Below are 22,411 nucleotides of genomic sequence, written 5' to 3'. Positions count from 1 at the left end.
GGCTACAGACCTTTTCGTTTCAGCCGGGCGAGATGAGCGTCGAAACGATCATCCGCCTTGCGGATCAATTCTCGATAGAATCGCCTTTCGTTCACACCCGCTTTGTCTCCGGCCACGAGCAGAATAGCCTTGCGCTTCGTGTCGAAAGCGAATGCGACTCTCCAGGCGCCGCCCGACGCGGCGAATCGTAGCTCCTTCATATTTGCGTGCCGCGAGTCCTTCAGCGTGTCAACATGAGGACGCCGTAATTGCGGGCCGAACTGCTGCAAAAGGCGGGCTAATGCTAGCAACTCCACTTTCACGTCCTTGTGAAATTCGTCGAATTCAGGTTTGAACTCATCGCCCATTTCGACAACCCAACTCATGCAAGAATTATGGATTGTAATCCATATGTTGTCAAGGTCATTATTTCAGCAGGTCGGGATATGCTCGTTCCTGGGGTTCGATGACGGTCCGCAGGCATAGATCGCCCAGTTCGTTTTGACTTCCCCCGGATTGTGTGTCAGTCTACGTGCCGGGGCTGCATTCCCTAAACGATTTCTTGTTACGCATGTCGTGTTTCCCTGGTTTTCTTGGCGCAGAAAGGGTGTTTGCATTATGGCGATAGACAATTTGAAGGATATGTATCGGACGAAGACGGTGGGGGATTTCCCCGCGGCGTTCGAGGCGCTGGGGCGGCGTTACGAGAAGGTTGAGGATCTGCGCTACGGAACCAACCCGCATCAGCCGGCGGCATTCTACCGGCCCGTCAACGGCGAGAAGTTGGTGTTGGGAGCGTACGAGATCCTCAAGACCGGCAAGAGCGGCCTTTCGCAGACGAACATCGAAGACATGCACCACGCCATCGGTATTCTGAAATACATGCAGCGGCCGGCGTGCGCCGTGATGAAGCACTGCAATCCTTCGGGAGTCGCCATTCAGGTGGATACGATGCCGTTGGTGGAAGTGTACCAGCGGGCGCGCGACGCGGATGCCCAGGCCGCGTTCGGCGGTACAGTGGTGTTTAACCGGACTGTGGACGGCGATACGGCGAGCGAAATCATGCAGTCGATCGTGGAGGGTGTGGCGGCGCCGGCGTTTGAGCCGGAGGCATTGGAGGCCCTCAACAACTTCGAGAAATTTCGCCGTAACAAGGAAATGCGGATTATCAAGGTCCCCGAATTCATGGGGCTTCCGAAGTATGTGGGCGACGTTGTGAACGCGCTCGAAATGAAGGTGTTCGACGACGGCAGCATCGTTTTGGCAACGCCTTACCTGTCGCGCATCCGCGGAGTGAATGATCTGTTGCCGGCGTATTGCGAGCACGCGAAGCATGGGCGTATCGACATCGCGCGCGCGGCAACGGACCGGGAACTCGACGACCTGCTTTTCGCGTGGTACGTGAACATCCACGTGCGGTCTAACGGCGTGGTTATTGCGCGCAACGGCCAGACGCTCGCGGTGGGCACGGGCGAGCAGGATCGTGTCGGGGCGGTGGAGCAGGCCGTCTCCAAGGCAAAGGCGAAGTACAAGGGCGTGGAGACGCTGCAAGGGGCCGTTCTGGCGTCGGACGGGTTCTTCCCCTTCCGGGATGCCATTGTCGCCGCAGCGAGCCAAGGCGTGGCCGCATTTGCGCAGCCAGGCGGCAGCGTCAATGACTATGACGCGATAGCCGCGTGCAACGAGGCAGGTGCGGCGATGGTCTTCACGCAGGAGCGTTGCTTCTCCCATCACTGAAACTTCGGAAGCAGTGTGGGGATAGGTTTTCAAGCGAAGGCACGCCTGGTGGCGGACTGCGAATAATGCGCAAATTGCAAATGGTCATATTGGCGAATTTTTGTCAATGGGTTTTGGGATTTCTGCCGAATATTCCGAAAAATAAGTATGTAAATCAATGAAAGAGGTGATTAAGCGGTCAAAATCGTCTGCGAGCATATGGCACAATATAAGCAATGGAATCCTGAGCGGACTGATGTGAACTCGTTCAGATTCACAGGGAGTGTTTGCTTCTATGAAGTTTTTCGGCAAGACAAGTCCCAGAGTTCTTCTGGCCACGGCCTTGGCGTTGCTCGCGGTCTTCCTGTTGGACTGCCGGTTGCTCCAGGGAACGGCGGGGGGCGTGTTGTACGCCGGTATCGTATTGTTCTCGCTGTGGTCGCCCCAACGTGCTTTCACAGGCGCAGTCACGGTGCTTTGCGTGACTCTAGCCATCTTGGGACTGATGTATACCTCACCGGACGGGCCGGACAGCGTTGCGATCCTCAATCGTTCATTTTCAGTGCTAGCCATCGTGATTACCGGTATCGTGGCCGTGAAGCGGCAGGCGGCCGATGAGCGCAGGGCGGAAACGGAAGCGAAGCTCTCGTCGATCATCACGTACGCGGGATACGGGATTCTGTCGTTTGACGCCAACGGAGTGGTAGATTCGGTGAATCCGGCGGCAGCGACGATGTTTGGATATGCGCCGGGCGAAATGACCAATCGTTCCATTGAAGGGCTGATCGACCCCTCGTATCGCGCGGATTACAAGGATTACCTTATCTCTTACTTGGACAATGACCAGCGCAACATTGTTCAGCAGGACATTGAGGTGCTGGGACTGCGCAAGAACGGGTCAACGTTTCCGATGGAGATCAACGTCAATGAGGTTCCGTCGGGGCGCGGCATCTTGTTTATCGCGCTGGTCCGCGACGTGACGGAGCGGTCACGCGTGGAGCAAGAGCGCGTAAAGCTCATTGGCGAATTGAAGGAAGCCCTGGCCCAGGTCAAGACGTTGCGAGGTTTGATCCCGATTTGCGCTTCGTGCAAGAAGATTCGAGATGACCAGGGGTACTGGGAGCAGATCGAGGTTTATATCCACAACCACTCCGACGCGGAGTTTTCGCACGGATTCTGCCCGGAATGCCTTGGGCGTTTGTATCCGGACTTGTTTCCGTCTGGAGTGCCGGACGAAGAAGAAGGACCTCGCAAGAGGCAGGCCTCGTAGAGGTCATTGCGCTGCGCGGATATCCTTCACCACCAATTGGACGACCGTTTCGCCACGCCACGTATTGAACTGCGGGTTAAACGCGACGTCGATGGCATCCACAGACTGCAGCGCACTCAGCCGGTCACCCATACGAAATCCAATGGTATCGAAGGTGCGGGTTCCGTCCGTCACGGCAAACTTGAGGTGGCCGCCGCGAAGTTCTCTACACGACTGCCGGGCGACGCGCACCCCGTAGGCGGCCAAGACCGGCGAAGGATTCGCCGCGCCGCACGGTTGCAGGCGGTCGAGAAGCGTCACGAGTTTCCCGTCGATTTCGGTCAGCGCGACTTGCGCATCGATGGAAAGCGGCCGCTTCAAATCGTGTGCGGGGAGACGGGAGGCAGCTTCCGATTCAAAGGCGTTTTGAAAGGCTTCCACTTTTGTCTCTTCGATGGTGATACCCGCGGCTGCCGCGTGGCCGCCGCATGCAACGAGGTGCGTTTCGCAGGCCTTCAGCGCCTCGGCGATATTGAGCCCATCGACGCTACGCGCGGACCCACGGCCCAGGCCGTCGCCGTTGATGGCGACGAGCACGACCGGGCGATAGTAGCGCGATTGGATACGGCTGGCGACGATGCCCACGACGCCGGGATGCCACCCGCGCCGCGCCAGTACGATGCTGCGTTGCGATTCGGTGTAACCGCTTTCGATCATCTCCAACGCTTCGTTGTAGGTGGCCTGCTCATGCTCTTTACGCTCTTGGTTCGCGGCATCCAATTCCTCGGCCAGTTCTGCGGCTTCCACCGCGGAATCGGTAAGCAACAGATTCAGACCCGCGAGCCCGTCGCCCATGCGTCCCCCGGCGTTGATGCGAGGCGCAAGCTGGAACGATAGGTCCTCGGCGGTGACCTTCTTCAGATCAATGCCCGCGACTTTCGCCAATTGGATTAGGCCGGTGCGCGGAGCGCGCGCCAAGGCCGCGAGGCCAACTGCGACCAAGTCCCGGTTTTCGCCGCGCAACGGCACAATATCGGCGACGGTCGCTAGCGCCACCAAATCAAGATCGGCTTGTTCGCCGGTCAAAGCCCAAGCCAGTCGAAACGCGACCCCGGCGCCGCAGGAGTCCACCCCGGGGTATCCGCTGGCCTGGCGTTTGGGATTCATCACCGCAAACGCTTTGGGCAAGGGGCCATCAATTTGATGGTGGTCCGTGACGATCACATCGATGCCGAGCGATTGAGCCCGCTCGATGGGCTCGTGCGCCGCTATGCCGTTGTCGACGGTGATGATGAGCGAAACGCCTTCGGCGCGCGCCTGATCGATGTGATCGATGCCGATGCCATACCCTTCGGTTAGGCGCTTGGGCATGGCGTGCGTGCTCTGTTCGATTCCAAAGCGGCGGAGTGCGCGCAGCATAAGAGCCGCCCCGGCAATGCCATCCACGTCGTAGTCGCCGAAGACCAGGACGCGCTCGTTGTTCTTTCGCGCCGCCGAAATGCGTTCGACGGCCCGGTCAAGGTCGTCCAGCAGGCTTGGTGCGCTCAGGTAGTCGAGGGAAGGATTCAGAAATCGTTCAGCGTCTTCCACTGACGCCGCGCCGCGTGTACGAAGGATATGCGCCACAATGTGCGGCACGCCGATTCGATCGGCCAAAGCCTGGCTCGCGGTGCGATCTTCTTCTGCGACTCGCCAATCGCACCGCGCGGTCAATGCGCTCATGCCCGCTCCTTCGCGAGGCGCACGATGCGGTCCACGACTTCGTCGGGGGTGAGACCGTCCGTTTCGACGACCACGGCATCGTCCGCTTTCTTGAGCGGTCCGACACTGCGCGACATATCCCGATGGTCCCGCTGGCGGATGTCCTCCATCAACTGCTTGGAATCGAAGGCGATGCCTTTCTTTTCGAACTCCAGCGCGCGCCGGCGCGTGCGTTCTTCGAGAGACGCATCCAGATAGATCTTGCATTTTGCGTGCGGGAAGACGACGGTCCCGATATCGCGTCCCTCCGCGACAGTTGGACGGCGCGCCCCAAACGCCTGCTGCAGTGCCACGAGATGCGCGCGCACCTCGGGATTGTGATCCAGTTTGCTAATCTGACGCGTCACTTCGGGCGTGCGAATCGCGTGGGTAATGTCTTCGTCTCCGACGAGGACCTGCTGACGGCCATCCACTTCGCGAAGATCCAGGTTCATGGAACGTGTGGTGTTTGCCAATGCCTGCGCGTCATCCAGGTCCACGCCATTTGTGAGCGCGAGCCACGTTGCCGCGCGGTACATGGCGCCGGTGTCCAAGAATGCGTAGCCGAGTACTTCAGCGACCTTTCGCGCCACAGTGCTTTTGCCCGCGCCGGCGGGCCCGTCGATAGCCACGATTTCCGTGGTCAATGTGCTTTCCATTCCGTTTACTTCATCTCCACAATGAAACCGTCTTGTCGGCAGTAGGTGCGGGGTGATTCTCCACTCTCGGGAGTCAGCACACAGCTTCCCGCGGGCGGTTGAGGTTCGTTCAGCAGGAAGGGGTCTGCGTAGATGCGAACACGCGCGTCGAAGCAACCGCTGACGCGCGGAGCGCCTTGCGAGCGGTCGATACCCTCGCTGATGATAATCTGGAAATCTTTGCGAAGGAGCTGCGCCACGTCCGCCAAATCGCGTTGCAGCGCCGCGACGTTGGTCTCGTGAGTGGACGCGCGCGACAGGCTGTTGTTCACGGTGCGGAGAGCCATTCGCATCGGAACGCTCTGCAGTTTCTTGGCAATCGCCTCATCGCTGCCCATGCCGCGCTCACGAACGGTCGCAAGGAGCCGGCGCAGTAGATGGACGTTGGAGCGGGTGGCTCGGCCCGAATTCTCGCCATTCGAAGCGTTCTGCAATTCCTTTTCATAGTAGCCGATGGTCTGAGTGAGCTCGTCGCGTTCGCGCCGCCATTTTGCGATCTTCTCACGAATCTGCATGAGGAGTGCGGCAATCCTGCGTTGGTCCGCCGTGGCGTTTAGCAGGCGCTCTTTCAGGGCCGATAGCTCGACGAACTCGTCATTGACATCCCGGTCAAGCTGGCCTTCGTCCTTGATGCCGGCCAACTCCGCGTGAATTGCATCCAATTGGGAGAAGGGCTCCTCTGCCGTAGTGATATCGGGTATGTCCGGGATGCTTCCCGAATGCCGGACGACTTGATTGAGCCGGTCTTCTGCCATGACGGCCAAGGTCTGCATGGCGGATACAATGCGATTGACAAGAGCAAGACGGTGTTCGGCTTTGTGCAGCCGCTCGGCAATGGGGTGCATGTTTTCGACGGAGTTGAGGTACACGAGTGCGCAACTGGCGGCGTGCTCGGCCTCTTGATTGGCATAGTCAATGGCTGTGCGTTCGTTTCCAAGTTGCCGTCGCAGCCGGGCCGCCCTGCCGAGGTACTTGCTGGCGTCGGGTCCGGGCTCTTCGCCGTAATCCGTGCACGATAACTCGCGGCGCAAAACAATAGAGAGGTCGCGCACTTCCGAACGGCGGAATCGCGCGGCGGTGAGGAGCGAAGCCGCCTCGAACAGACCGCCGTGGATATCTCCTTTTACGCGGATTTTGTCGGCCACATAGCGTCCCATCAGGGCGGACGTCTCGACTCGGATCTCGTTGCCCGCAAAAACGAGATCGGGCGATTCGGCATTCATGCAAAACACGTTGCCCCATTTGGAGACAACGTATGCGCGCACGATGATGTTGCGCGCGCGTATGTCGCCCTGGCGCACGACAACAACACCGGAGATGTTCTCCTGAACTTCACAGTGTTGCGTGGCGGCGAGCTTACCCATGACGAAGCCTTCGACGGAGCACGAGCCGTTTTCGACGACGACGGTGCAGTTCTCGGGCACGCTGTCGAGTATCTTCAGGTGGCCGGACTTGTGGGTGAACACGGGCCCTCGCCCGGGCTTTGCGATACCAGCGAACAGCTTGATCTCGCGAGGTCTGGCGCGCATCAAGTCCTCCGACGTGACGACGTGCAGGCGGTCGGAGAGAATGGGGAGGCCTGGTCTAAGCAGGAGTCCTCGCACGCGGGAATCGAGGGAAATCCGGTGATTGCCAAGTATTGAACGAACGCGCTCGAATAGACCGGCGTCTTTTACGTTGTTGGTAAGGTCGTGAACGCGGCACAGAAAATAGGTTTCATCCCAGGCCAACGCCATGACACCATTGGACTGGAGGGTGTCGATGAGTTCACGAAGGATCCACTGGTGACGGCGGCCTTCGGTGACGATCGTGGGTTTGCCCGCGCATGAGGACCACGTGGAGACGATAGCGGGAATGGCAGCCCAAAGCTGCTGTTGCAGTGGATCTTCGGCATATGAATCGTGCCACGCCCAGCAGAGTGCCATGTCTTGCAGCGAGATGCGCGAGAGTCTCTCCTCGGGCAGAGGCAACACATATTCCAGCAAGCGGTCCAGCATGGCTTAGTAACGCCCAAACCAACGACGCGCCGAAGACCGGAAAGTCTCCGGGGCTGTTCGACGCGCGTGCAAACGGCCGAAACGAGAAGCGCCAGTGTTTACTGGTCTAGAAAGTGGCAAACTCGACTCCTGTGTAGGCTGCGATACCATCTCGATACGGCGCGCGGATAATGCCCCGCTCCGTAATGATTCCCGAAATCAGGGAAGCCGGCGTCACGTCGAATGCCGGGTTGTACACCTTGACCCCTTCAGGGGCCGTTTGCTTGCCGAAGCCGTGAGTGACTTCATCGGGCAGGCGCTGCTCGATTGGAATCTGATCGCCCGTGTCGAGGGTTGGGTCGATGGTGGAAATCGGCGCGGCAACATAGAAGGGAATGCCGTGGGCCTTTGCGATGAGGGCCACGCTGTACGTGCCGATCTTATTCGCGGTATCGCCGTTGGCGGCAATGCGGTCCGCGCCGACGACGACCAATTGAATCCGGCCTTCCTTCATTACTTGCGCGGCCATGTTGTCGCAGATGAGCGTGACGTCGATGCCCGCCTGGAGGAGTTCCCATGCGGTTAACCTTGCGCCCTGAAGCAAGGGGCGCGTTTCATCCGCAAACACCTGAAACGAGCGCCCCAATTCATGTGCGCGGAACATAACGGCCAAGGCCGTACCGTAGGAGGCCGTGGCGAGACCACCAGCATTGCAGTGAGTGAGCACGCCGTCTCCGTCGCGAATCAACGGCGCACCGTGCTCTCCGATAGCCCGGCAGCGGCGCGTGTCTTCGTCGTAGATTTCTAGGGCTTCCTGTTCGAGGATTGACAGCAGATCGTGGCCATGGCCGCCGGCGAACGCGCGTTCGGCGACGTCGCGCATGCGATCCAATGCCCAGAAGAGATTGACAGCCGTTGGCCGGGAAGTAGCAAGGTAGCCGGCCGTCTCGCGAACCGCTTCAATGATGCGCTCGGGGGAACTGGCTTCCTTTTCACGCACGCCAACGAGAACACCAAACGCGGCGCAGACGCCAATGGCAGGCGCGCCACGCACACGAAGAGACTTGATGGCTTCCCAAACGTCTTCAGACGTGCGGAGTTCAATTTCCTTGAACTCCGTAGGCAGAAGAGTCTGATCGATAATGATCAAGCGGCCTTGATCCCAGCGGACAGTACTTGAGGGCACGAAAAAGACCTCCACACTTCCAGTATGCCCCATATGCTACCCGAAACCCTCGCGAAGGACAATGCGAGCGTAGGTAGCACTCGCCGGGAGAGGGCGCGTGTTCCCTCGGAAAGCGTTGCAAATGCCGTGGATGTACAGTACGATGAAGCATACGACTGGAAATTGCTTACAGGCTCACGGAGGTGGAGGAAGCTGGCATGCGGTATTCGGGCGAGGAACGGCGGCGATACGCGAGGAGCCGTCAGGGATTTCCGGTAGTTGTCGACAATGGCGGACCGGGAGTGTTGAACCATATCGACAACATCAGCGCTAACGGTGTGCTATGTCACACGGTCAAGCCGATTCCGCTGATGACCCGTATGAGCATCGCAATCGAACTGCCCAAACCTCACAATCGCCGAGTCGAGTGCGAAGGGATCGTTGTCCGTTGCGATCCGCACGAAGTGGGAGACGACCACTTCAAAGTTGCCATTTTGTACTCGAAGATCAATGACGAAGACCGGGAAGCGATTTTCGACTTTGTCGAGCACGATTTGGCGCAGCCCCCCGTTGACGATGAGTGAGGGATGGCGTGGCCGATGGGGTGCGGCGCATAGCCGCGGGTTCGCGATTCCCCGATAGGGTCCTCCTCGTATCAACCCTGCTCGTATTAGGGCTAACCATCGTTTATCCCGTCTCCAGGATGGTGGTGCAAGCCGTCGCGCATTGGCAATTCGAAGCCTTGACCCGCGGCGCGGGCGTGGCGGCGGTCCGCAATACCCTCGTGATTTCCATGCTCTCGGTGTTGACGTCGGGACTCGTCGGGACATGCATGGCTTTCGCGTTTGCCCGCATTTCGTTTCCGGGCCGGGCCATCTTCGCGGGGTTAGCCTATCTGCCATTCACGTTGCCGCCGCTCGTGGGCGTTGTGAGCTTCTACTACATCATCGGCCGGGACGGATTTGTGCCTCGCATGCTGGAGCAAGTGTCAGGCGTTCAAGGGATACACTTTGACGGGCCCGGTGCGATACTTCTGATCCACACCTATTCCTTCTGTGTGTTTTTCTACGCCATGGTTTCTGCAGCACTCGAATCGCTCGATTCCGCCCAACTCGAAGCGGCGCGAACGCTTGGCGCGTCACGGGCACGAGTGTTCTTTCGCGTTACCGTTCCTCAGATTATGCCCGCGCTCTCGGGCGCGGCCCTGCTCACCTTCATGTCGTCGGGCGCTTCATTCAGTGCGCCGCTCATATTCGGAAACAACTATCCGATGTTGAGCGTGAGCGTCTATGAAGCGCAGAACCGCCACGATCTGGCCGATTCCATGACTCTGACGGTAACGCTCGCCGCCGTGTCGTTGCTGGGGGTGCTGCTGTTTCGGTCAAGGCAGAAGACACGGGGCGGGGCGTCGAAAGGCGTGCGTGTTGCGCTACGCAGCGCTCCAGCGAGGCGCTTTGCCACGGTCGCGGGATTGCTGGCCGTTTTCCTGCTCTTGCTGCCACATCTGACAATTATCTGGCTGTCGTTTGTGGATCATCGGGCGTGGCACACGGAGATTGTTCCCACTGCGATGACCATTGAAAACTACAGCACCATCTTTCGCGATGCGACGGCGTTTCGTCCGATACGCAACAGCCTATGGATGAGCGCGTTTGCCGCGGCCGCTACATTGGCTGTGGCCGTTCCCGCCGCCTATCTCATTGCGCGAAAGCGGCCGGGCGGACGTCTGCTGAATGCCGTCGTCATGATTCCCTGGGCCCTGCCGGGTACGGTGATTGCCGTGAATCTCATCGTCGCGTTCAATGATCGGTGGTTGCCGCTGGTCGGCACGGTCTGGATGATTCCGATGGCCTACTTTGTGCGGAACATACCGTTGCTTACGCGCATGGCCGCCGCCGCGATCGAGCCGTTCGACGCAACCCTCATCGAGGCGGGGCGTACGCTGGGCGGAACGCCGGCTTTCTGTTTCAAGCGTGTGGTATTGCCGCTGCTTGCGCCGGCCATCGTGGCGGGCGGGGCGCTTGTGTTTGCGACGTGCCTGGGCGAGTTTGTGTCGTCAATTCTATTGTTTTCGCCGGCAAACATCCCCATTGCCGTGCGAATCAATGAGGTGTTGCGAGGATCGGGGATTGGTGTGGCGTTCGCCTACAGTGTGTTCCTTATGCTGCTGGTTGGCATGACGTTCGTGCTGGCGCGCCGATTTGCATCCCGTGTCATCTGAGTGCGATCCTTTCGGACACGACTTACCGAAAGACGGGGCTATGAATACCATCTTATTTGGGGCGGAAGCCGATACCCTTAGACCCCTCATTGAACGTCAACCAGCTCTGAAACTCGTCAGCGCTTACCCCGACGTTATTGTGTGTTACGGGGGCGATGGGACGCTGCTGAGCGCGGAGTTGCGGTGGCCTGGAGTCCCCAAAGTGCCGATTCGCAACAGCCGCCGTGGGAACCGATGCATTCCGCATCCCGCGGAAGCGGTGATAGAGCGCATGGCGGCGGGAACGCTGGTCCGCACGGAATTCACCAAGATCGAATGTTTGGTGTTTCTTAAGGGCAATGAGCCTCCGGCTCGGCGTCTCACTTCGATGAACGAGTTCAACATCCACATGGGCCACATCAACGCGGCCGTTCGCTTCAAGCTGTGGCTGGACAACGATCCGTACCTGGAGGGGCGCGAAATTCTTGGGGACGGATTGGTGGTGAGCACGCCGTTCGGAAGCACGGCTTACTTCACACAAATCACGCGAGGGATCTTTCACGCGGGGCTTGGTATTGCGTTCAAGAATACGACGGAATTGACCAGTCATCTCGTAGTGCCCGAGACCACCGTAGTGCGCATCTTGATCACGCGCGGGCCATCGGTTCTGGCATTCGACAATTCTCCCGAATACATCGACCTTGGCGAGGGAGATGTGTTGGAAGTCCGCAAGCACGACCATAGCGCGACGATTCTCACATGGGATCCCGTTGCGCATCCGACAGACGCGTTCTAATTCGCAATGTGCACCGGCGCGACTGAGCGCCGACGAAGACCGCTATTTGCATACGGCTCAGAGCGCAAAGGGGGGTGGAGATGAAACGGACTGGATTTGCTCCTCGCATCACGCGGCGGACATTTCTTGCCGCAGCCTCGGCGGGGTGCCTGGGCGCCATGATATCTGGCGGCGCGAGGGCCGAGTCGATTGCTGAGTTGCCCGAACCGACAGCGGCCAAGCTTCCGCGGTGGCGTGGGTTCAACCTCCATTCGAAGTTTGCAGGGCGCAACGACAAATTCGACGAGCGGGAGTTCGCGCTCATTCAGGAACTGGGTTTCAACTTCGTGCGCCTTCCCATGGACTATCGCGGCTGGGTCGAACCCGGCGATTGGACCGTGTTTCGCGAATCGGTGCTGAAGGAGATCGACGAAGCCGTGGGGTTTGGCGAGAAGCACGGAATCCACGTGCAGCTGAACTTCCACCGCGCGCCAGGGTACACCGTGGCGCAGCCCGCGGAAGAGAAAGACCTGTGGAAAGACGAGGAGGCCCAACGTGTTTGCGCGCTGCACTGGGCGGCGTTTGCCAAACGCTACCAGGGGATTCCGAACCGGCGGCTCAGCTTCAACTTGCTCAACGAGCCCGCGATCATTTCCGGCGACGTACACCGCAAGGTCATCGAACGCATTGTAGGTGAGATTCGAAAGGAAGATGCATCGCGCTTAATCGTGTGCGACGGTCGCTATTGGGCGCGAACGGCGCCCACCGAACTGCTGGGCTTAGGCGTGGCAGCGGCGACGCGAGGGTACGAGCCGATGCGCATCTCGCACCACAAGGCCGGTTGGGTCGACGGGGCTGACAAGTGGGAGACTCCCACCTACCCGTTGCAGACCGGAACCGGACGTATCGACAAGCAGGCCCTCTACGAGAGAAACATCGTGCCGTGGAAGGATCTGGAGGCCAAGGGTGTCGGGGTCATGGTTGGCGAGTTTGGCGCGCACAACCAGACTCCGCACGGCGTCGTGCTCGCGTGGCTCAAGGACAACCTCGAGCTTTGGCGCGAGGCCGGATGGGGTTGGGCGCAGTGGTGCTTCACCGGGTCATTTGGGATCTTGGATAGTGAGCGCGCGGATGTGACGTACGAAGAGTGGAACGGGCACAAGCTCGACCGCGCTATGCTGGACCTGCTGAAGGCGGAGAGTTGAGTCTGTACCCGGCGCACAAGATTACCGCCATCCGGGCGTGTAGAATACATCGCCCGTAAGCGTTTTGTGCCGACGATCGGTTGCGCCGATGCAAAGCGCGGGAATGCAGGGTCTCGTGGGTGAGGGTGACCGCGTATGAACTCGTTTCGCTTCCCAGGATGGCGTCTTCCGGTATTCGTGTCGCTTTGTGCTTTGACTATTCTGGCGTTGCTGGTTCTTCGGGCCGGTGCAGGGGGGACCTACGCCGCCGAAATCTCCCCGGAACGGAGGAATGTCGTCACCGATCTTGCCCGTCGCTTCTCCGACGCCGTGGTCAGATTGGATGTGGACCGCGCGTACGCTCTACTGTCGACTCGCGGCAAGGAAACCATGACGCGCGAGCAGTTCGACAAAGAGCTGCAAGCTGGCCTGGCCACGTTTACCCTTTGGGACGAGCGGCCTATCTGGATAGAGGTGGCCGAGCCGACCGAGATGCCCGATTGGTATGGCGTGCCGAAAGATATAGATGCAGCGAGCATGGAGGCGTGGGTGGTGGTGACGGTGGGGATTGAGAAGAATCCTCCGGAAGGAATTGAACCGCGCCCCTGCGATCTGTACCTTCTGCTGGTTGCCGACGAAGGGGGGCTCCGAATCGGCACGTTCAGTTTCGAGTGGTGCGATTGACGTCGCACGTCCGAAAGAGCAGCCCGACAGTCCCATGAACAAGTGGTTTCAGCCTAAAGAGACAATCGCACCCGTCGAGGTGGCCCACGGCCTTCGTATGCTTTTGTACGATGGCGCATTTGCCCAGACGATGACCGTGTTTACGACGGGGGCATTCCTGATCAGTTTTGCGTTGGAGTTGGGGGCGTCCAACGCCCTTGTGGGGATGATCGCTGCAGTAACGCCGCTGTCTCAGATGTTTCAAATCCCCGCCATGTTTCTTGTGGAGAAAGTCCGCAACCGCAAGCGGGTTGTCATGTTGACGGCCTTGATCAGCCGGACCTTCTGGATTGCCATCGCATCCATTCCCTGGATTGTTCCTGAACCGTTCCGACTCTGGTGTCTGCTGGGCTTTCTCGTGATGTTCTTCGGGCTGGCCAATATCGCGGGGTGCGCCTGGAATTCGTGGATGCGCGATTTTGTGCCGATTACGGGTTTTGGGACCTTCTTCGGGCGCCGCATGGCGCTGGCGACCTTTGTGGGGGCCGTCCTCAGTCTGGCCGCGGGATTCGGCGTAGACACGTACCGGCATTACTACGAAAACGCATTCGGCGCCTACACGGCCCTATTTCTGGTTGCCACGTTGTCGGGTTATCTCAGCGTGTATTTTGTTAGCCGCGTGCCGGAGCCCGTCATGCAGCCCAATGTTGAGCTGAGCCTATGGACGATACTCGGCCAGCCATTTCGCGATGTGAACTTCCGAAAGGTACTGGTCTTCTTGGGGTGCTGGAATTGCGCTGTGAACTTTGCCACCCCGTTCTTCGCAGTCTATCTGTTGAAGGAACTGCACATGTCGATGGCGTGGGTGATCGGGCTTACGGTTGTCAGCCAGTCGTTTAACGTCCTCTTTTACCGGATATGGGGACGGTTAGCGGATCGCTTCAGCAACAAGTCGGTCTTGTCCGTATCAGCTCCGCTTTACTTAATTTGCTTCCTTATGTGGCCGTTCACCACCATGCCCGAGCCTACCGTGCTGACGATTCCGTTGCTGTTTGCGATACACATCCTGGCAGGCATTTCCACCGCGGGTGTGACACTTTGCACCGCCAATATTGCGCTCAAGCTCGCCCCCTATGGGAAAGCGACGGCCTACGTGGCGGTGAATGCGCTTGTCTCCGGAATGGTGGCCACGTTGGCGCCGATATGCGCGGGAATTGTCGCGGATTACTTCACCCCCTACGAGTTGATGGTATCGTTGACCTGGCTTTATTGGAAGGAAGGCCGAGTGGCATTCGAGATGCCGACGGTGGATGTGCGCGGTCTGGATTTTGTGTTCCTGATTGCGTTTGCGCTGGGCGTCATTGCCATGCAGCGTTTGATTCGGGTCAAGGAAGAGGGCGAGGTGGAAGAAGGGATCATCCGCCAGGCTCTTTTCTCAGAAATGCGTCAGATGGTGCAGAACATGTCCACCGTGCCTGGCGTGCGCCATATTACAAACTTCCCCTACGGCTCCCTGAAGCAGTGGCGCAAACGCCGCCGTGAAGAGGATCGCTGGCGGCCCTGAGACGTTTCACGGACGGGGCGAGCCGTCATCTCAGCCGGCGGTTATGCAAAAGAGAACCGCCCGCCGGTGAGGGCGGGCGGTTGTTGTCGTAGGATTCGAGAATGGGGCTATACGCCGCTTCCGCCGCCTGCGCCAGACGCCATCAAGCCATCCAGCAGCGAAATCATCGGCACGAAGAGCGCCGCAAACAGCGTCATGACGATCAAGCCGATGACGATGGTCAGAATGGGTTGCAGCAATTCGCCCAAGGTGGCGATGGAGATTTCGACCTCTTCCTCATAGGTCTCGGCAATATGCTCGGCAATCTGCTCGAGCTGACCGGATTCTTCACCGGTTACCAGCATGTCGGTGACTACCGCCGGGACCAGGGCCTTCGCTTCGCGCAAGGGTTGTTCGATGCCCTCGCCGCGCTCGACCGAGTCACGAATGCGTTGCATGACCTGAGCGACGGCCTGGTTCTGGATGGCCCCACGCACCAGATCGAGCGTGACCATCATGGAGATACCGCTGCGCAGCAACAGTGACATCGAGCGCGTGAACTCGATAATGGCCGATTTGCGCAGAATGCTCTTGCCCACGACCGGAATCATCAGTTTTATGCGGTCGGCGCGCAGGCGGTTAAGCGGGCTGCGTACCCAAAACCGATAGAAGGTGTAAAGCGCCACGAGCGCAATTACGACAGGCACAATGAACTTCATCGAACTGACAAACTCGACGAACGCGATGAAGTCGGTTGTGTACCAAGGCAAGCTGGCGCCGAGACGCTCGAACAATTCTTTGAATTCCGGAATAACCACCTTCGCAATGAGCAGCAGCACGAGCATGCAGACGGTTACCAGGATAGCGGGATACCACATCGCGCCTGCCAGCCGGCGTCCCATCATCTCTTCGCTTTCCCGGTACTTCACAACGCGGCGCAGGACGGTCGTCAGCGTACCGCTTGCCTCACCCGCTTTGATGAGGTTGACGAACACGGGGTCGAACTCGCGGGGATGTCGTTCGAAGGCTTGCCACAGCGCGTTGCCGTTTTCGACGTACCGGGTGATGTCGGTAATCAGTTCGCGAAGAGCGCGTTGTTCGCTGCGTTCGGAAAGGATGGTCAGTGACTTGAGCAGCGACGTGCCAGCGTCCAACAGCATAATCAGCTGGCGCAGGAAGTCATTGACGTATTTCTTCTTTACCGTGCTGCCAAACAGCGGCTTCGTCATGACGGCAGGAAGTGAAGACGTGTAACTTGCCGGGGCCTCAACTGCTGCCACGGCCTCGTCGAGGTCAAAAGTCGCCTTCGCGCCCGTCTTGCGGGTAACGCCTTTCTTTGCGGCGCCCACACGCTTGAGCCCGGGAGCGCCCGGCTTATCGCCCTTAATGGCCATTCGATCGTCCTCCCTAACCAACCGGCTATGATTGCTCTTCAGGGCCCCGGCGGGACAGATGCCCCGCGCCCGGCGTCCAACGGACGGCTACGAGCGCCCTTGATTCCAATACGTAATATGCGAAGCGCCTTGCGCATCGAGCGCAACCACAGCTTCGACGCGCGCCGACCCCATCGACTTCGATGGGCGGTCGGTATACGTGTGCTGTACTTCGCTCTCGCTGACAATGCGCCAAGCGCGCGGCGAAAAACTCAGTTCCTGCGGCAGCGTGCCCGGCGCGGCCGTTTCCTGGCGCAGGTTGAATGCCTCGGGTCCCTTGCCCGCAGCCGCGGCAAGCGCGTCGATGGATTCGAATGGACGCGCACTGGCGACGGCGGCCGCAGTTTCCGGCGTGATGTCCAAGATGGCTTCCAGCACCGGAATCGGCGCCGTGTTCACATTGATAAATGCAGCGGCATTGTTCGGATCCGCCACAGAATGTACGGTAATCAGACTGGCGTCGACCGCCGCGTACGCGCTGGGTTTCATGAGACCGCGCAGCACCAATTCGTCCGCATTGCTGAGCCAGCGGCGGCTGACGGCATCTTCCGGAGACGCCGGACTGCCATCGATACGCGGCAGGTTGCTGCGGATCTGGCGGGCCTGATCGAGGCTTACGCCCAATACGCGGCACAACACCTTGGGCGGCGCGAAATTCAGATTGACCTTCGACGATTCTTCGGTCACGGTCACTGTCGTTTTGACGAGAATGTTCTCGTTGGCGACCAAGGAATTCTGAGCCGGAAGATCCTTGGTGTAGACCGGGAATTCCAGTTCGATCGGGGAGGCTACCGCTGTGGCTGATGTTCCCGCTGCGACGGCCGCCTCCAGAGATGCCAACGCGTTTTGTACACCGCCCGCCGCAGCCTGTTCCGCGCGCATGGCCGCCAGGTCCAGTTCCGTGTCTTTGTTCTCAATGACCATGAAGTCCACCCACGCGACGGACAGCATGGCGAAAACGGCGAGCAAACCCAGCGCCAGAACGAGCGCTGTGCCCGCGTCGGAACGGCGGAAGTGTGAATTCACGGCGTATCGCGGTTTAGTCGACATGGATGTTAAACACCGCCTTTCGGGCGACCTGCTCTTGTTCAGGATTGTCGGTATCGACGACGGCAAGGCTCACGCGGACTGATTTGGGCAGTACGGGCTCGTTCCACGTGCTTTGCCACGCTCCATTCGCCCCGGAGTATTCCACGCGAAATTGCGTGACCCCGCTGCCCAGGACGGTCGCGGAGAGCTGCGATTCGGGGCTCAACGGATCGGCCAAGGCTCGCTTAAGTCCAGAATCAAGACTATATTTGACGATAGAAGCGGTCTTCTGACCGTTCGCTGTCTGCGATTCAATCGGAAACGAAAGGACGGACACCCCAGAGGCGGCCTCTTCGCCGACCAGGCGCGCGGCGATGAGCTTGGTGGAAACTACGGCGCCAAAGTCTTGGCGCATGTTATCGAGGATGTTGTCGGCTTCACGCTCAAGGGCCGTCCGGGTCCGGAGGTCGCCCCAATACCCGTTCATGCGGCCGAAGATGACAAAACCGACCGTGGATACGACGCCCAAAATGGCGAGAACCACAAGCAGCTCGATGAGCGTAAAACCGCGGGAAGCATTCTTGCCGTTCATGCGCCACTCCCCGCCGGGTGCTTGGGCATCGCGGTGGTCAGTACGACCAACTGTTCGCGTCCTCCCAGGGTCCATTTAACCTTCACGCTTACTTCGTATACGAGCGAATCGGGCTTGGGCAGCCTCGCATACGCTTCCCATGAGAGTCTTTCGTATACGTTCTGCTCCCGTTTCTTGAGCCGTTCGACCGAAGGGAGTGTTTCCGGAGGTGTAGCCGTATTGACGGTCGCTGCCGCGTCTGCATTCTTGGGAGTGATTTTGCCGAACGTGCCGCCTGCAATGGCGGTTTCGTCGGGCCAATTAAATGCGCCGGGATTCCGTTGGAGTTCGGCGAGTTGCTCTTCCGCAAACTCGGCGGCAACGGTACTGGTGATACTTCGTTCACCCAGTTGAACGCTGCCCGTGAAGGCTCCAACAATCAGGTAGGTTGCTGCGCTCAAGACCGCCAGGGCCACAATGACTTCCATCAATGTGTAGCCGGCGTCTCGCCGCGTCCCCGAACCGCACATTCCTCGCTTGAATCGAACCACCGTAGGCCGCTTCCCTTTCCACCGGGCGCGTCTTCCGAGCAGTACGCTACCCGCCGCGAATCCTATCCGCCGTCGATTGAGAGTGTCGTGTGCGAAGTGAATCGAAGGGAGTAAATAACGCCCCCGTTGCGACTCCTTCCACGGTGGCTATCGTAACGCAGGTTTCGCCGCAAGTCAATCGATCTATTTGGCGACGTACTCAATATCACTTGAATAGTCCGATGAAGCATAGATAGAGTGCAGGTGTGACAATGCGGAAAATCGACATGATGCTCACGGCACTTCTGCTAGCGCTTGCCATGCAGGCAGGCGCGGACGAACCGAATGTGACGCGGTCATTCGTGTTCCAGGGGGCCGGTGAAAATGCGTTGGCGTGCGGCCCGGTATTGACGGTTGCGCCGAACGGGGATTGGTTGTGCGCGTGGCTGGGCGGTGGCAGGGCGGAGCCGGCCCCGGAAAATGGGGCCGTCGTCACGCGTTCTGCCGATGGCGGCAAGACATGGTCAACGCCCGCCGTGGTATTGCCGCGACCCGGCACAATACTTGAGCTTTATTGCGTGGGCGCGCGTGTGTGGGCGCTGGGATTCGAATACGACGCCGACTCGAACTACACGGTCAAACGGCCCTGCCGGATGTTTAGCGACGACAACGGGACGACGTGGAGCGCGCCGGAATACCTCCAAACGACGCGCCAGAACGTGGCAATCGAATCGCATGTCCTTCTCGCAAACGGCGAGTGGCTGTCTCCCGCCTACTTCATGGAACCGCGCGCCGAGCCGCTACCCGGCGGCACGCGCCGCGAGTACACGCACACCATCGGTTGTTGCGTTGCGATCAGCAAGGACGAGGGCGCGACGTTCGAAACGAACGACGAGGGCCGCGTGGTGCTGCACGGTTCCATCGACAACCGGCCGTTGGGACTTCACGAACCACGCCTGGTGCAACTGGGTTCGGGGCGCGTGCTGATGCTGATGCGGGCAAATTTTGACGGGCATTTGTGGCAGGCGCATAGCGACGATAACGGGCGCACATGGAGCGAGGCCACCCAGATGAGCATTCCGAACCCTTCTGCGAAAGTATGGGTGGGACAAATCGGCGACGGACGGATCGGCCTTGCGCTTAACCCTTCGGAGAAGCGCCGCGATCCGCTTGAGTTGTGGGTCTCTTCCGACGATGCGCAGACGTGGCCCGTGCACGTGGCGCTTGACCGCTACGAGAACTATACGGCGCTGACCGCGCCCGGAGAACGTCACGACGCCGGTCCGGGATGGGGAAAGGGCGGCGCTTGGCCGGGTAATCTCTCCTACCCCTTTGCCATGCTGCGCGACGGCACGCTGCACATCGTTTACGATGTGGCCCGTCGTGACGTGGTCATGGCGAATATTCGAGTCCATGCCATCCCGCAGAACTGACGAGGCGCGACTCGACCCTCGTGTTTCCTCCTGCTACTTCGCGCAATAGAGGACCAAATCCGCGAGATCGCAGGGCGGAGGCGTAGCCACATATTTCAGGTAGAACGTCTCTACGCGCTTGCGCACTTCCTGGTCGTACCGAGACAGCGGCAACCAGAACGCGGGGGATGCAACGTAGTCGGGAGAACTCGAAGGATTCCCGGTGACATCTCCGAAGAAGATGCCGTCTTCCCTGCGTCCAAGCCCCTTTAATACCGTGTTTGCGAATCCCTTCATGGTCTTCTTCTTGAACACCACCCGGTCTTCAGCCAAGACCATCGGAAAGAGCAACGTGAGCGAACCGTGGGAGCTGTCTTCGCCCGATATCGATTCCTTCGGCGCGGGTTCCGTAACGGGCAGTTCTGGCAGCCAATAGGACCAGTAGTATGCGCCGTCGGGCGACGGGGTGAAGCGGCGCTGCATGTAGCGGGCCAACGCTTTGGCGCGGTCGCGGTATAGAGGATTGTGGGTTAGTTTCCAGGCGCTCCACAGCGCGCACCCCATGGCGCTTTGGCGGTTGCCCGGCTGCGGCTTGTTGTCGCATGGAGGCTCTTGATTGAGGCTGATGTAGTGTCCTTCGCCTTTTTCAGGGCCGTCGCGCCATTCGCTATCGTGAAACGCAATGGCCTCTTCCACGGCGGAAAGCATCTGGCCGAATTCCGCTCCCAGTTCTTCGCGCACCTCGCGGCAGTCGCGTGTAAGCACGAGACAGTCGAGAATGACATGAGCAATCATGCCGGTGTGAACCGTGAACACGGCGCGGCCGCGCTCCGTCGCGTACAAATCGCAGCCCCAGGCTTTTGCCACTTCGCCGGTCCAGAGTTTCTTGCCGCGCTTGTCGTCGCGCATCGCGACCACCGCGCGCGCCGCATCCAGATTGGCGCGAAGGTACTTCGGGTCATGCGTAGCGCGGTACATTGTGTTCAGCGACCGCATCCGGTAACAGAGTCCCCATGCAAGCGCGCTCTGATCGTTGTTCGATTGGGTTTCGATGGTCTTGCGAAGCTCGTCGCCCATATACAATTCGTCGTACCGTTTCACGGCTGCGTAGGTCGCGATATCCGGCTGGGGTGTGACCTCTTTGTACTTCTCGAGAAACTTTGCGACATACGCCGCGTCGGGATCGGCAGCTTGCTGGGCCACGGCGCCGGCCTGAATCGCCGCAACGCCAATCGACACAATCGCCAGCCGTCGAAGGCAAGTCATGGAAATCCGAATCATCGAGTTCACTCCCCTGCGTAATCGCGTCCATCGCGACGCGCGCTCTCGAATGAGCGGCTTGTCGCGAAAAGCTTCACTTCGTGCGGCTGCATCCGCACGACCAACGTCCCGTTCACGATTGGCGCTGGCTCATCACCGTATAAAAGAAACAGCTCACGCCCTTCAAGGCCTTCAAGGCCGCTTACTTCCACGCCCATGTGTCGTTTGTCGTCTTCGTTTAGCAATGCAATCAGCCAATCGTCTCCTGCGCGACGGACGGCGAAGGAAATGCCCTTGCCTTCACGCTCTTCCGGCGTTTCCACAAGCCGCACGCTTGCGGACGGCTCGCTGGGGGCCACGAGGAAGGGTTGCAGGGAAGCCAACTCGGACGTGAGAGCATAGAGAGAAGTTCGGAACGGCTGGTTCTTCATGTAGCTCGAACCCCAATATAGGACTCCCTTGGCGCCGTGAAGAACGGATGCGTAGGCCATGAAACGCGATTCCGCGAAACTCGGGTACGCTACGCCCCGGTCTGCATAGCTTTCACCCAACTCGTGCCACGAGAAAGCCTGAAGGACCATCCAAACGGGCATTTCGTTGCCGGTCATTCGCCAGCGGTCCACGGTGCCGCCAATCGATGCAACGGCGCGTTTTTCTTTGCTCACGGGATACGTGTCGCAGCCGGTGATGTCCACAACGGAAAGATACTGGCGCACAAGGCGAACATCGGTCGATTGGGCTTCGTTCATCCAAATGGGCCGCGCTTGCGTATCCATGGCGCGAATCATTTCGACTGCTGCTTTGAACTTCGGGATGATTTCAGCGGCCTTCGTCTCGGAGTAAGCAATGACTTTCGGAGTCTGTTCCCACCATTCGCCTTTCTTGTCGTAGACCCCCGATTTGTGCAAGCCACTGTAGGCCGTGTAGTTCCATGTCATTTCGTCGGGGCCTTCCCAAACGGCGAGCGCAGGATGGTCCAGTACGGACTGAATTTGCGCCTTCAATTCATCCGTTGCGCCGCCGTCCAATGGCAGGGGCATCCAGCCCATCAGATTCGCGGCCTGGGCGCGGTCGAGGTCGGCGCGCGTTCCGCAACGGACGAGATTGACCCCCGCGGACGCCATGTCCGCCAGTCCGGCGTCGTCCCCGGGCAATTCGTAAAACCCAATGGGGAACAACCTTGCACCGTTGTGCGGCAAGAATCCGTCAGCGGCAAATGCCAGCACGCCTGCCCACAAGAAGACCAGGACCATAGCAGCGGAGCGCGGCTTTCCATCGATCGTCATGG

Annotated in this window: 20 protein-coding genes; 9 read left to right on the top strand and 11 right to left on the bottom strand. The window is 59.4% G+C overall.

The genetic code is table 11. The features are described 5' to 3' along the window. Window positions 1-2: 2 nt before the first annotated feature. Window positions 3-365: a type II toxin-antitoxin system RelE/ParE family toxin gene (locus tag K1Y02_03465; GenBank protein MBX7255399.1), complete on the bottom strand. Its 363-nt coding sequence runs from the start codon at window positions 363-365 to the stop codon at window positions 3-5. A 232-nt stretch (window positions 366-597) separates the two neighbouring features. On the opposite strand from K1Y02_03465, the gene K1Y02_03460 reads away from it, so the two are divergent. Together K1Y02_03460 and K1Y02_03455 are read left to right on the top strand one after the other, a co-directional pair. Then, window positions 598-1,716 carry an IMP cyclohydrolase gene (locus K1Y02_03460; protein MBX7255398.1) on the top strand — a complete coding sequence of 373 codons (1,119 nt, stop codon included), beginning with the start codon at window positions 598-600 and terminating at the stop codon, window positions 1,714-1,716. 274 nt (window positions 1,717-1,990) lie between these two features. Beyond that, on the top strand, window positions 1,991-2,965 hold the full coding sequence (locus K1Y02_03455) for a PAS domain S-box protein (GenBank protein MBX7255397.1): 975 nt from the start codon (window positions 1,991-1,993) through the stop codon (window positions 2,963-2,965). 3 nt (window positions 2,966-2,968) lie between these two features. Here the strand turns inward: K1Y02_03455 and recJ are convergent, their stop codons facing one another. From recJ to mtnA, 4 genes are all read right to left on the bottom strand, one after another. Then, a complete protein-coding gene (gene recJ, locus K1Y02_03450) occupies window positions 2,969-4,666 on the bottom strand; it encodes a single-stranded-DNA-specific exonuclease RecJ (GenBank protein MBX7255396.1) in 1,698 nt (565 codons plus the stop codon). Continuing rightward, window positions 4,663-5,343, bottom strand: a complete 681-nt coding sequence (cmk, locus tag K1Y02_03445; GenBank protein MBX7255395.1) for a (d)CMP kinase — start codon at window positions 5,341-5,343, stop codon at window positions 4,663-4,665. The genes recJ and cmk overlap by 4 nt, the downstream gene beginning before the upstream one ends. A gap of 5 nt (window positions 5,344-5,348) precedes the next feature. Beyond that, window positions 5,349-7,379, bottom strand: a complete 2,031-nt coding sequence (locus K1Y02_03440) for a hypothetical protein (GenBank protein ID MBX7255394.1) — start codon at window positions 7,377-7,379, stop codon at window positions 5,349-5,351. A 106-nt stretch (window positions 7,380-7,485) separates the two neighbouring features. Continuing rightward, the gene (gene mtnA, locus K1Y02_03435) at window positions 7,486-8,577 is read right to left on the bottom strand and encodes an S-methyl-5-thioribose-1-phosphate isomerase (protein ID MBX7255393.1); all 1,092 of its coding nucleotides are present in this window, start codon (window positions 8,575-8,577) and stop codon (window positions 7,486-7,488) included. A gap of 164 nt (window positions 8,578-8,741) precedes the next feature. On the opposite strand from mtnA, the gene K1Y02_03430 reads away from it, so the two are divergent. The 6 genes from K1Y02_03430 (at window position 8,742) to K1Y02_03405 (ending at window position 14,909) form a co-directional block, all read left to right on the top strand. Next, the gene (locus K1Y02_03430) at window positions 8,742-9,107 is read left to right on the top strand and encodes a PilZ domain-containing protein (protein MBX7255392.1); all 366 of its coding nucleotides are present in this window, start codon (window positions 8,742-8,744) and stop codon (window positions 9,105-9,107) included. Between the two features lie 8 nt (window positions 9,108-9,115). Beyond that, on the top strand, window positions 9,116-10,744 hold the full coding sequence (locus K1Y02_03425) for an iron ABC transporter permease (protein ID MBX7255391.1): 1,629 nt from the start codon (window positions 9,116-9,118) through the stop codon (window positions 10,742-10,744). A gap of 40 nt (window positions 10,745-10,784) precedes the next feature. Beyond that, on the top strand, window positions 10,785-11,519 hold the full coding sequence (locus K1Y02_03420) for a hypothetical protein (protein ID MBX7255390.1): 735 nt from the start codon (window positions 10,785-10,787) through the stop codon (window positions 11,517-11,519). A gap of 158 nt (window positions 11,520-11,677) precedes the next feature. Further along, complete coding sequence (locus K1Y02_03415) at window positions 11,678-12,703, top strand: cellulase family glycosylhydrolase (protein ID MBX7255389.1); 1,026 nt, start codon at window positions 11,678-11,680, stop codon at window positions 12,701-12,703. A gap of 135 nt (window positions 12,704-12,838) precedes the next feature. Further along, on the top strand, window positions 12,839-13,366 hold the full coding sequence (locus tag K1Y02_03410; protein MBX7255388.1) for a hypothetical protein: 528 nt from the start codon (window positions 12,839-12,841) through the stop codon (window positions 13,364-13,366). Window positions 13,367-13,400: 34 nt separating this feature from the next. After that, window positions 13,401-14,909, top strand: a complete 1,509-nt coding sequence (locus K1Y02_03405) for an MFS transporter (GenBank protein ID MBX7255387.1) — start codon at window positions 13,401-13,403, stop codon at window positions 14,907-14,909. 107 nt (window positions 14,910-15,016) lie between these two features. On the opposite strand, the gene K1Y02_03400 is transcribed toward K1Y02_03405, so the two are convergent. From K1Y02_03400 to K1Y02_03385, 4 genes are all read right to left on the bottom strand, one after another. Continuing rightward, window positions 15,017-16,282, bottom strand: a complete 1,266-nt coding sequence (locus tag K1Y02_03400) for a type II secretion system F family protein (GenBank protein ID MBX7255386.1) — start codon at window positions 16,280-16,282, stop codon at window positions 15,017-15,019. Between the two features lie 87 nt (window positions 16,283-16,369). Continuing rightward, on the bottom strand, window positions 16,370-17,371 hold the full coding sequence (locus K1Y02_03395) for a general secretion pathway protein GspK (GenBank protein ID MBX7255385.1): 1,002 nt from the start codon (window positions 17,369-17,371) through the stop codon (window positions 16,370-16,372). Continuing rightward, a complete protein-coding gene (locus K1Y02_03390; GenBank protein MBX7255384.1) occupies window positions 17,361-17,942 on the bottom strand; it encodes a prepilin-type N-terminal cleavage/methylation domain-containing protein in 582 nt (193 codons plus the stop codon). The genes K1Y02_03395 and K1Y02_03390 overlap by 11 nt, the downstream gene beginning before the upstream one ends. Further along, on the bottom strand, window positions 17,939-18,472 hold the full coding sequence (locus K1Y02_03385; protein ID MBX7255383.1) for a type II secretion system GspH family protein: 534 nt from the start codon (window positions 18,470-18,472) through the stop codon (window positions 17,939-17,941). Before K1Y02_03385 ends, K1Y02_03390 begins: the two co-directional genes overlap by 4 nt. Window positions 18,473-18,717: 245 nt before the next feature. Here K1Y02_03385 and K1Y02_03380 point away from each other — a divergent pair, with 245 nt between their 5' ends. Beyond that, entirely contained in the window at window positions 18,718-19,884 is a 1,167-nt protein-coding gene (locus tag K1Y02_03380) for a glycoside hydrolase (protein MBX7255382.1), read from the top strand. A 33-nt stretch (window positions 19,885-19,917) separates the two neighbouring features. On the opposite strand, the gene K1Y02_03375 is transcribed toward K1Y02_03380, so the two are convergent. Further along, a complete protein-coding gene (locus K1Y02_03375; GenBank protein ID MBX7255381.1) occupies window positions 19,918-21,144 on the bottom strand; it encodes a hypothetical protein in 1,227 nt (408 codons plus the stop codon). A gap of 5 nt (window positions 21,145-21,149) precedes the next feature. Beyond that, the gene (locus K1Y02_03370; protein ID MBX7255380.1) at window positions 21,150-22,409 is read right to left on the bottom strand and encodes a hypothetical protein; all 1,260 of its coding nucleotides are present in this window, start codon (window positions 22,407-22,409) and stop codon (window positions 21,150-21,152) included. Window positions 22,410-22,411: the final 2 nt, after the last annotated feature.

This window comes from Candidatus Hydrogenedentota bacterium, from assembly GCA_019695095.1.
Taxonomy (GTDB): Bacteria; Hydrogenedentota; Hydrogenedentia; order Hydrogenedentales; family SLHB01; genus JAIBAQ01.
Note: the sequence above shows the minus strand (reverse complement) of the source record. Positions and strands in the feature narration are given on the sequence as shown.

What these genes read in the sequence shown, in the direction of transcription:
- K1Y02_03465 (MBX7255399.1), bottom strand. Translation starts at nt 365, where the DNA reads ATGAGTTGGGTTGTCGAAATGGGCGATGAGTTCAAACCTGAATTCGAC.
- K1Y02_03460 (MBX7255398.1), top strand. Translation starts at nt 598, where the DNA reads ATGGCGATAGACAATTTGAAGGATATGTATCGGACGAAGACGGTGGGG.
- K1Y02_03455 (MBX7255397.1), top strand. Translation starts at nt 1,991, where the DNA reads ATGAAGTTTTTCGGCAAGACAAGTCCCAGAGTTCTTCTGGCCACGGCC.
- recJ (MBX7255396.1), bottom strand. Translation starts at nt 4,666, where the DNA reads ATGAGCGCATTGACCGCGCGGTGCGATTGGCGAGTCGCAGAAGAAGAT.
- cmk (MBX7255395.1), bottom strand. Translation starts at nt 5,343, where the DNA reads ATGGAAAGCACATTGACCACGGAAATCGTGGCTATCGACGGGCCCGCC.
- K1Y02_03440 (MBX7255394.1), bottom strand. Translation starts at nt 7,379, where the DNA reads ATGCTGGACCGCTTGCTGGAATATGTGTTGCCTCTGCCCGAGGAGAGA.
- mtnA (MBX7255393.1), bottom strand. Translation starts at nt 8,577, where the DNA reads ATGGGGCATACTGGAAGTGTGGAGGTCTTTTTCGTGCCCTCAAGTACT.
- K1Y02_03430 (MBX7255392.1), top strand. Translation starts at nt 8,742, where the DNA reads ATGCGGTATTCGGGCGAGGAACGGCGGCGATACGCGAGGAGCCGTCAG.
- K1Y02_03420 (MBX7255390.1), top strand. Translation starts at nt 10,785, where the DNA reads ATGAATACCATCTTATTTGGGGCGGAAGCCGATACCCTTAGACCCCTC.
- K1Y02_03415 (MBX7255389.1), top strand. Translation starts at nt 11,678, where the DNA reads ATGATATCTGGCGGCGCGAGGGCCGAGTCGATTGCTGAGTTGCCCGAA.
- K1Y02_03410 (MBX7255388.1), top strand. Translation starts at nt 12,839, where the DNA reads ATGAACTCGTTTCGCTTCCCAGGATGGCGTCTTCCGGTATTCGTGTCG.
- K1Y02_03405 (MBX7255387.1), top strand. Translation starts at nt 13,401, where the DNA reads ATGAACAAGTGGTTTCAGCCTAAAGAGACAATCGCACCCGTCGAGGTG.
- K1Y02_03400 (MBX7255386.1), bottom strand. Translation starts at nt 16,282, where the DNA reads ATGGCCATTAAGGGCGATAAGCCGGGCGCTCCCGGGCTCAAGCGTGTG.
- K1Y02_03395 (MBX7255385.1), bottom strand. Translation starts at nt 17,371, where the DNA reads ATGTCGACTAAACCGCGATACGCCGTGAATTCACACTTCCGCCGTTCC.
- K1Y02_03390 (MBX7255384.1), bottom strand. Translation starts at nt 17,942, where the DNA reads ATGAACGGCAAGAATGCTTCCCGCGGTTTTACGCTCATCGAGCTGCTT.
- K1Y02_03375 (MBX7255381.1), bottom strand. Translation starts at nt 21,144, where the DNA reads ATGATTCGGATTTCCATGACTTGCCTTCGACGGCTGGCGATTGTGTCG.
- K1Y02_03370 (MBX7255380.1), bottom strand. Translation starts at nt 22,409, where the DNA reads ATGACGATCGATGGAAAGCCGCGCTCCGCTGCTATGGTCCTGGTCTTC.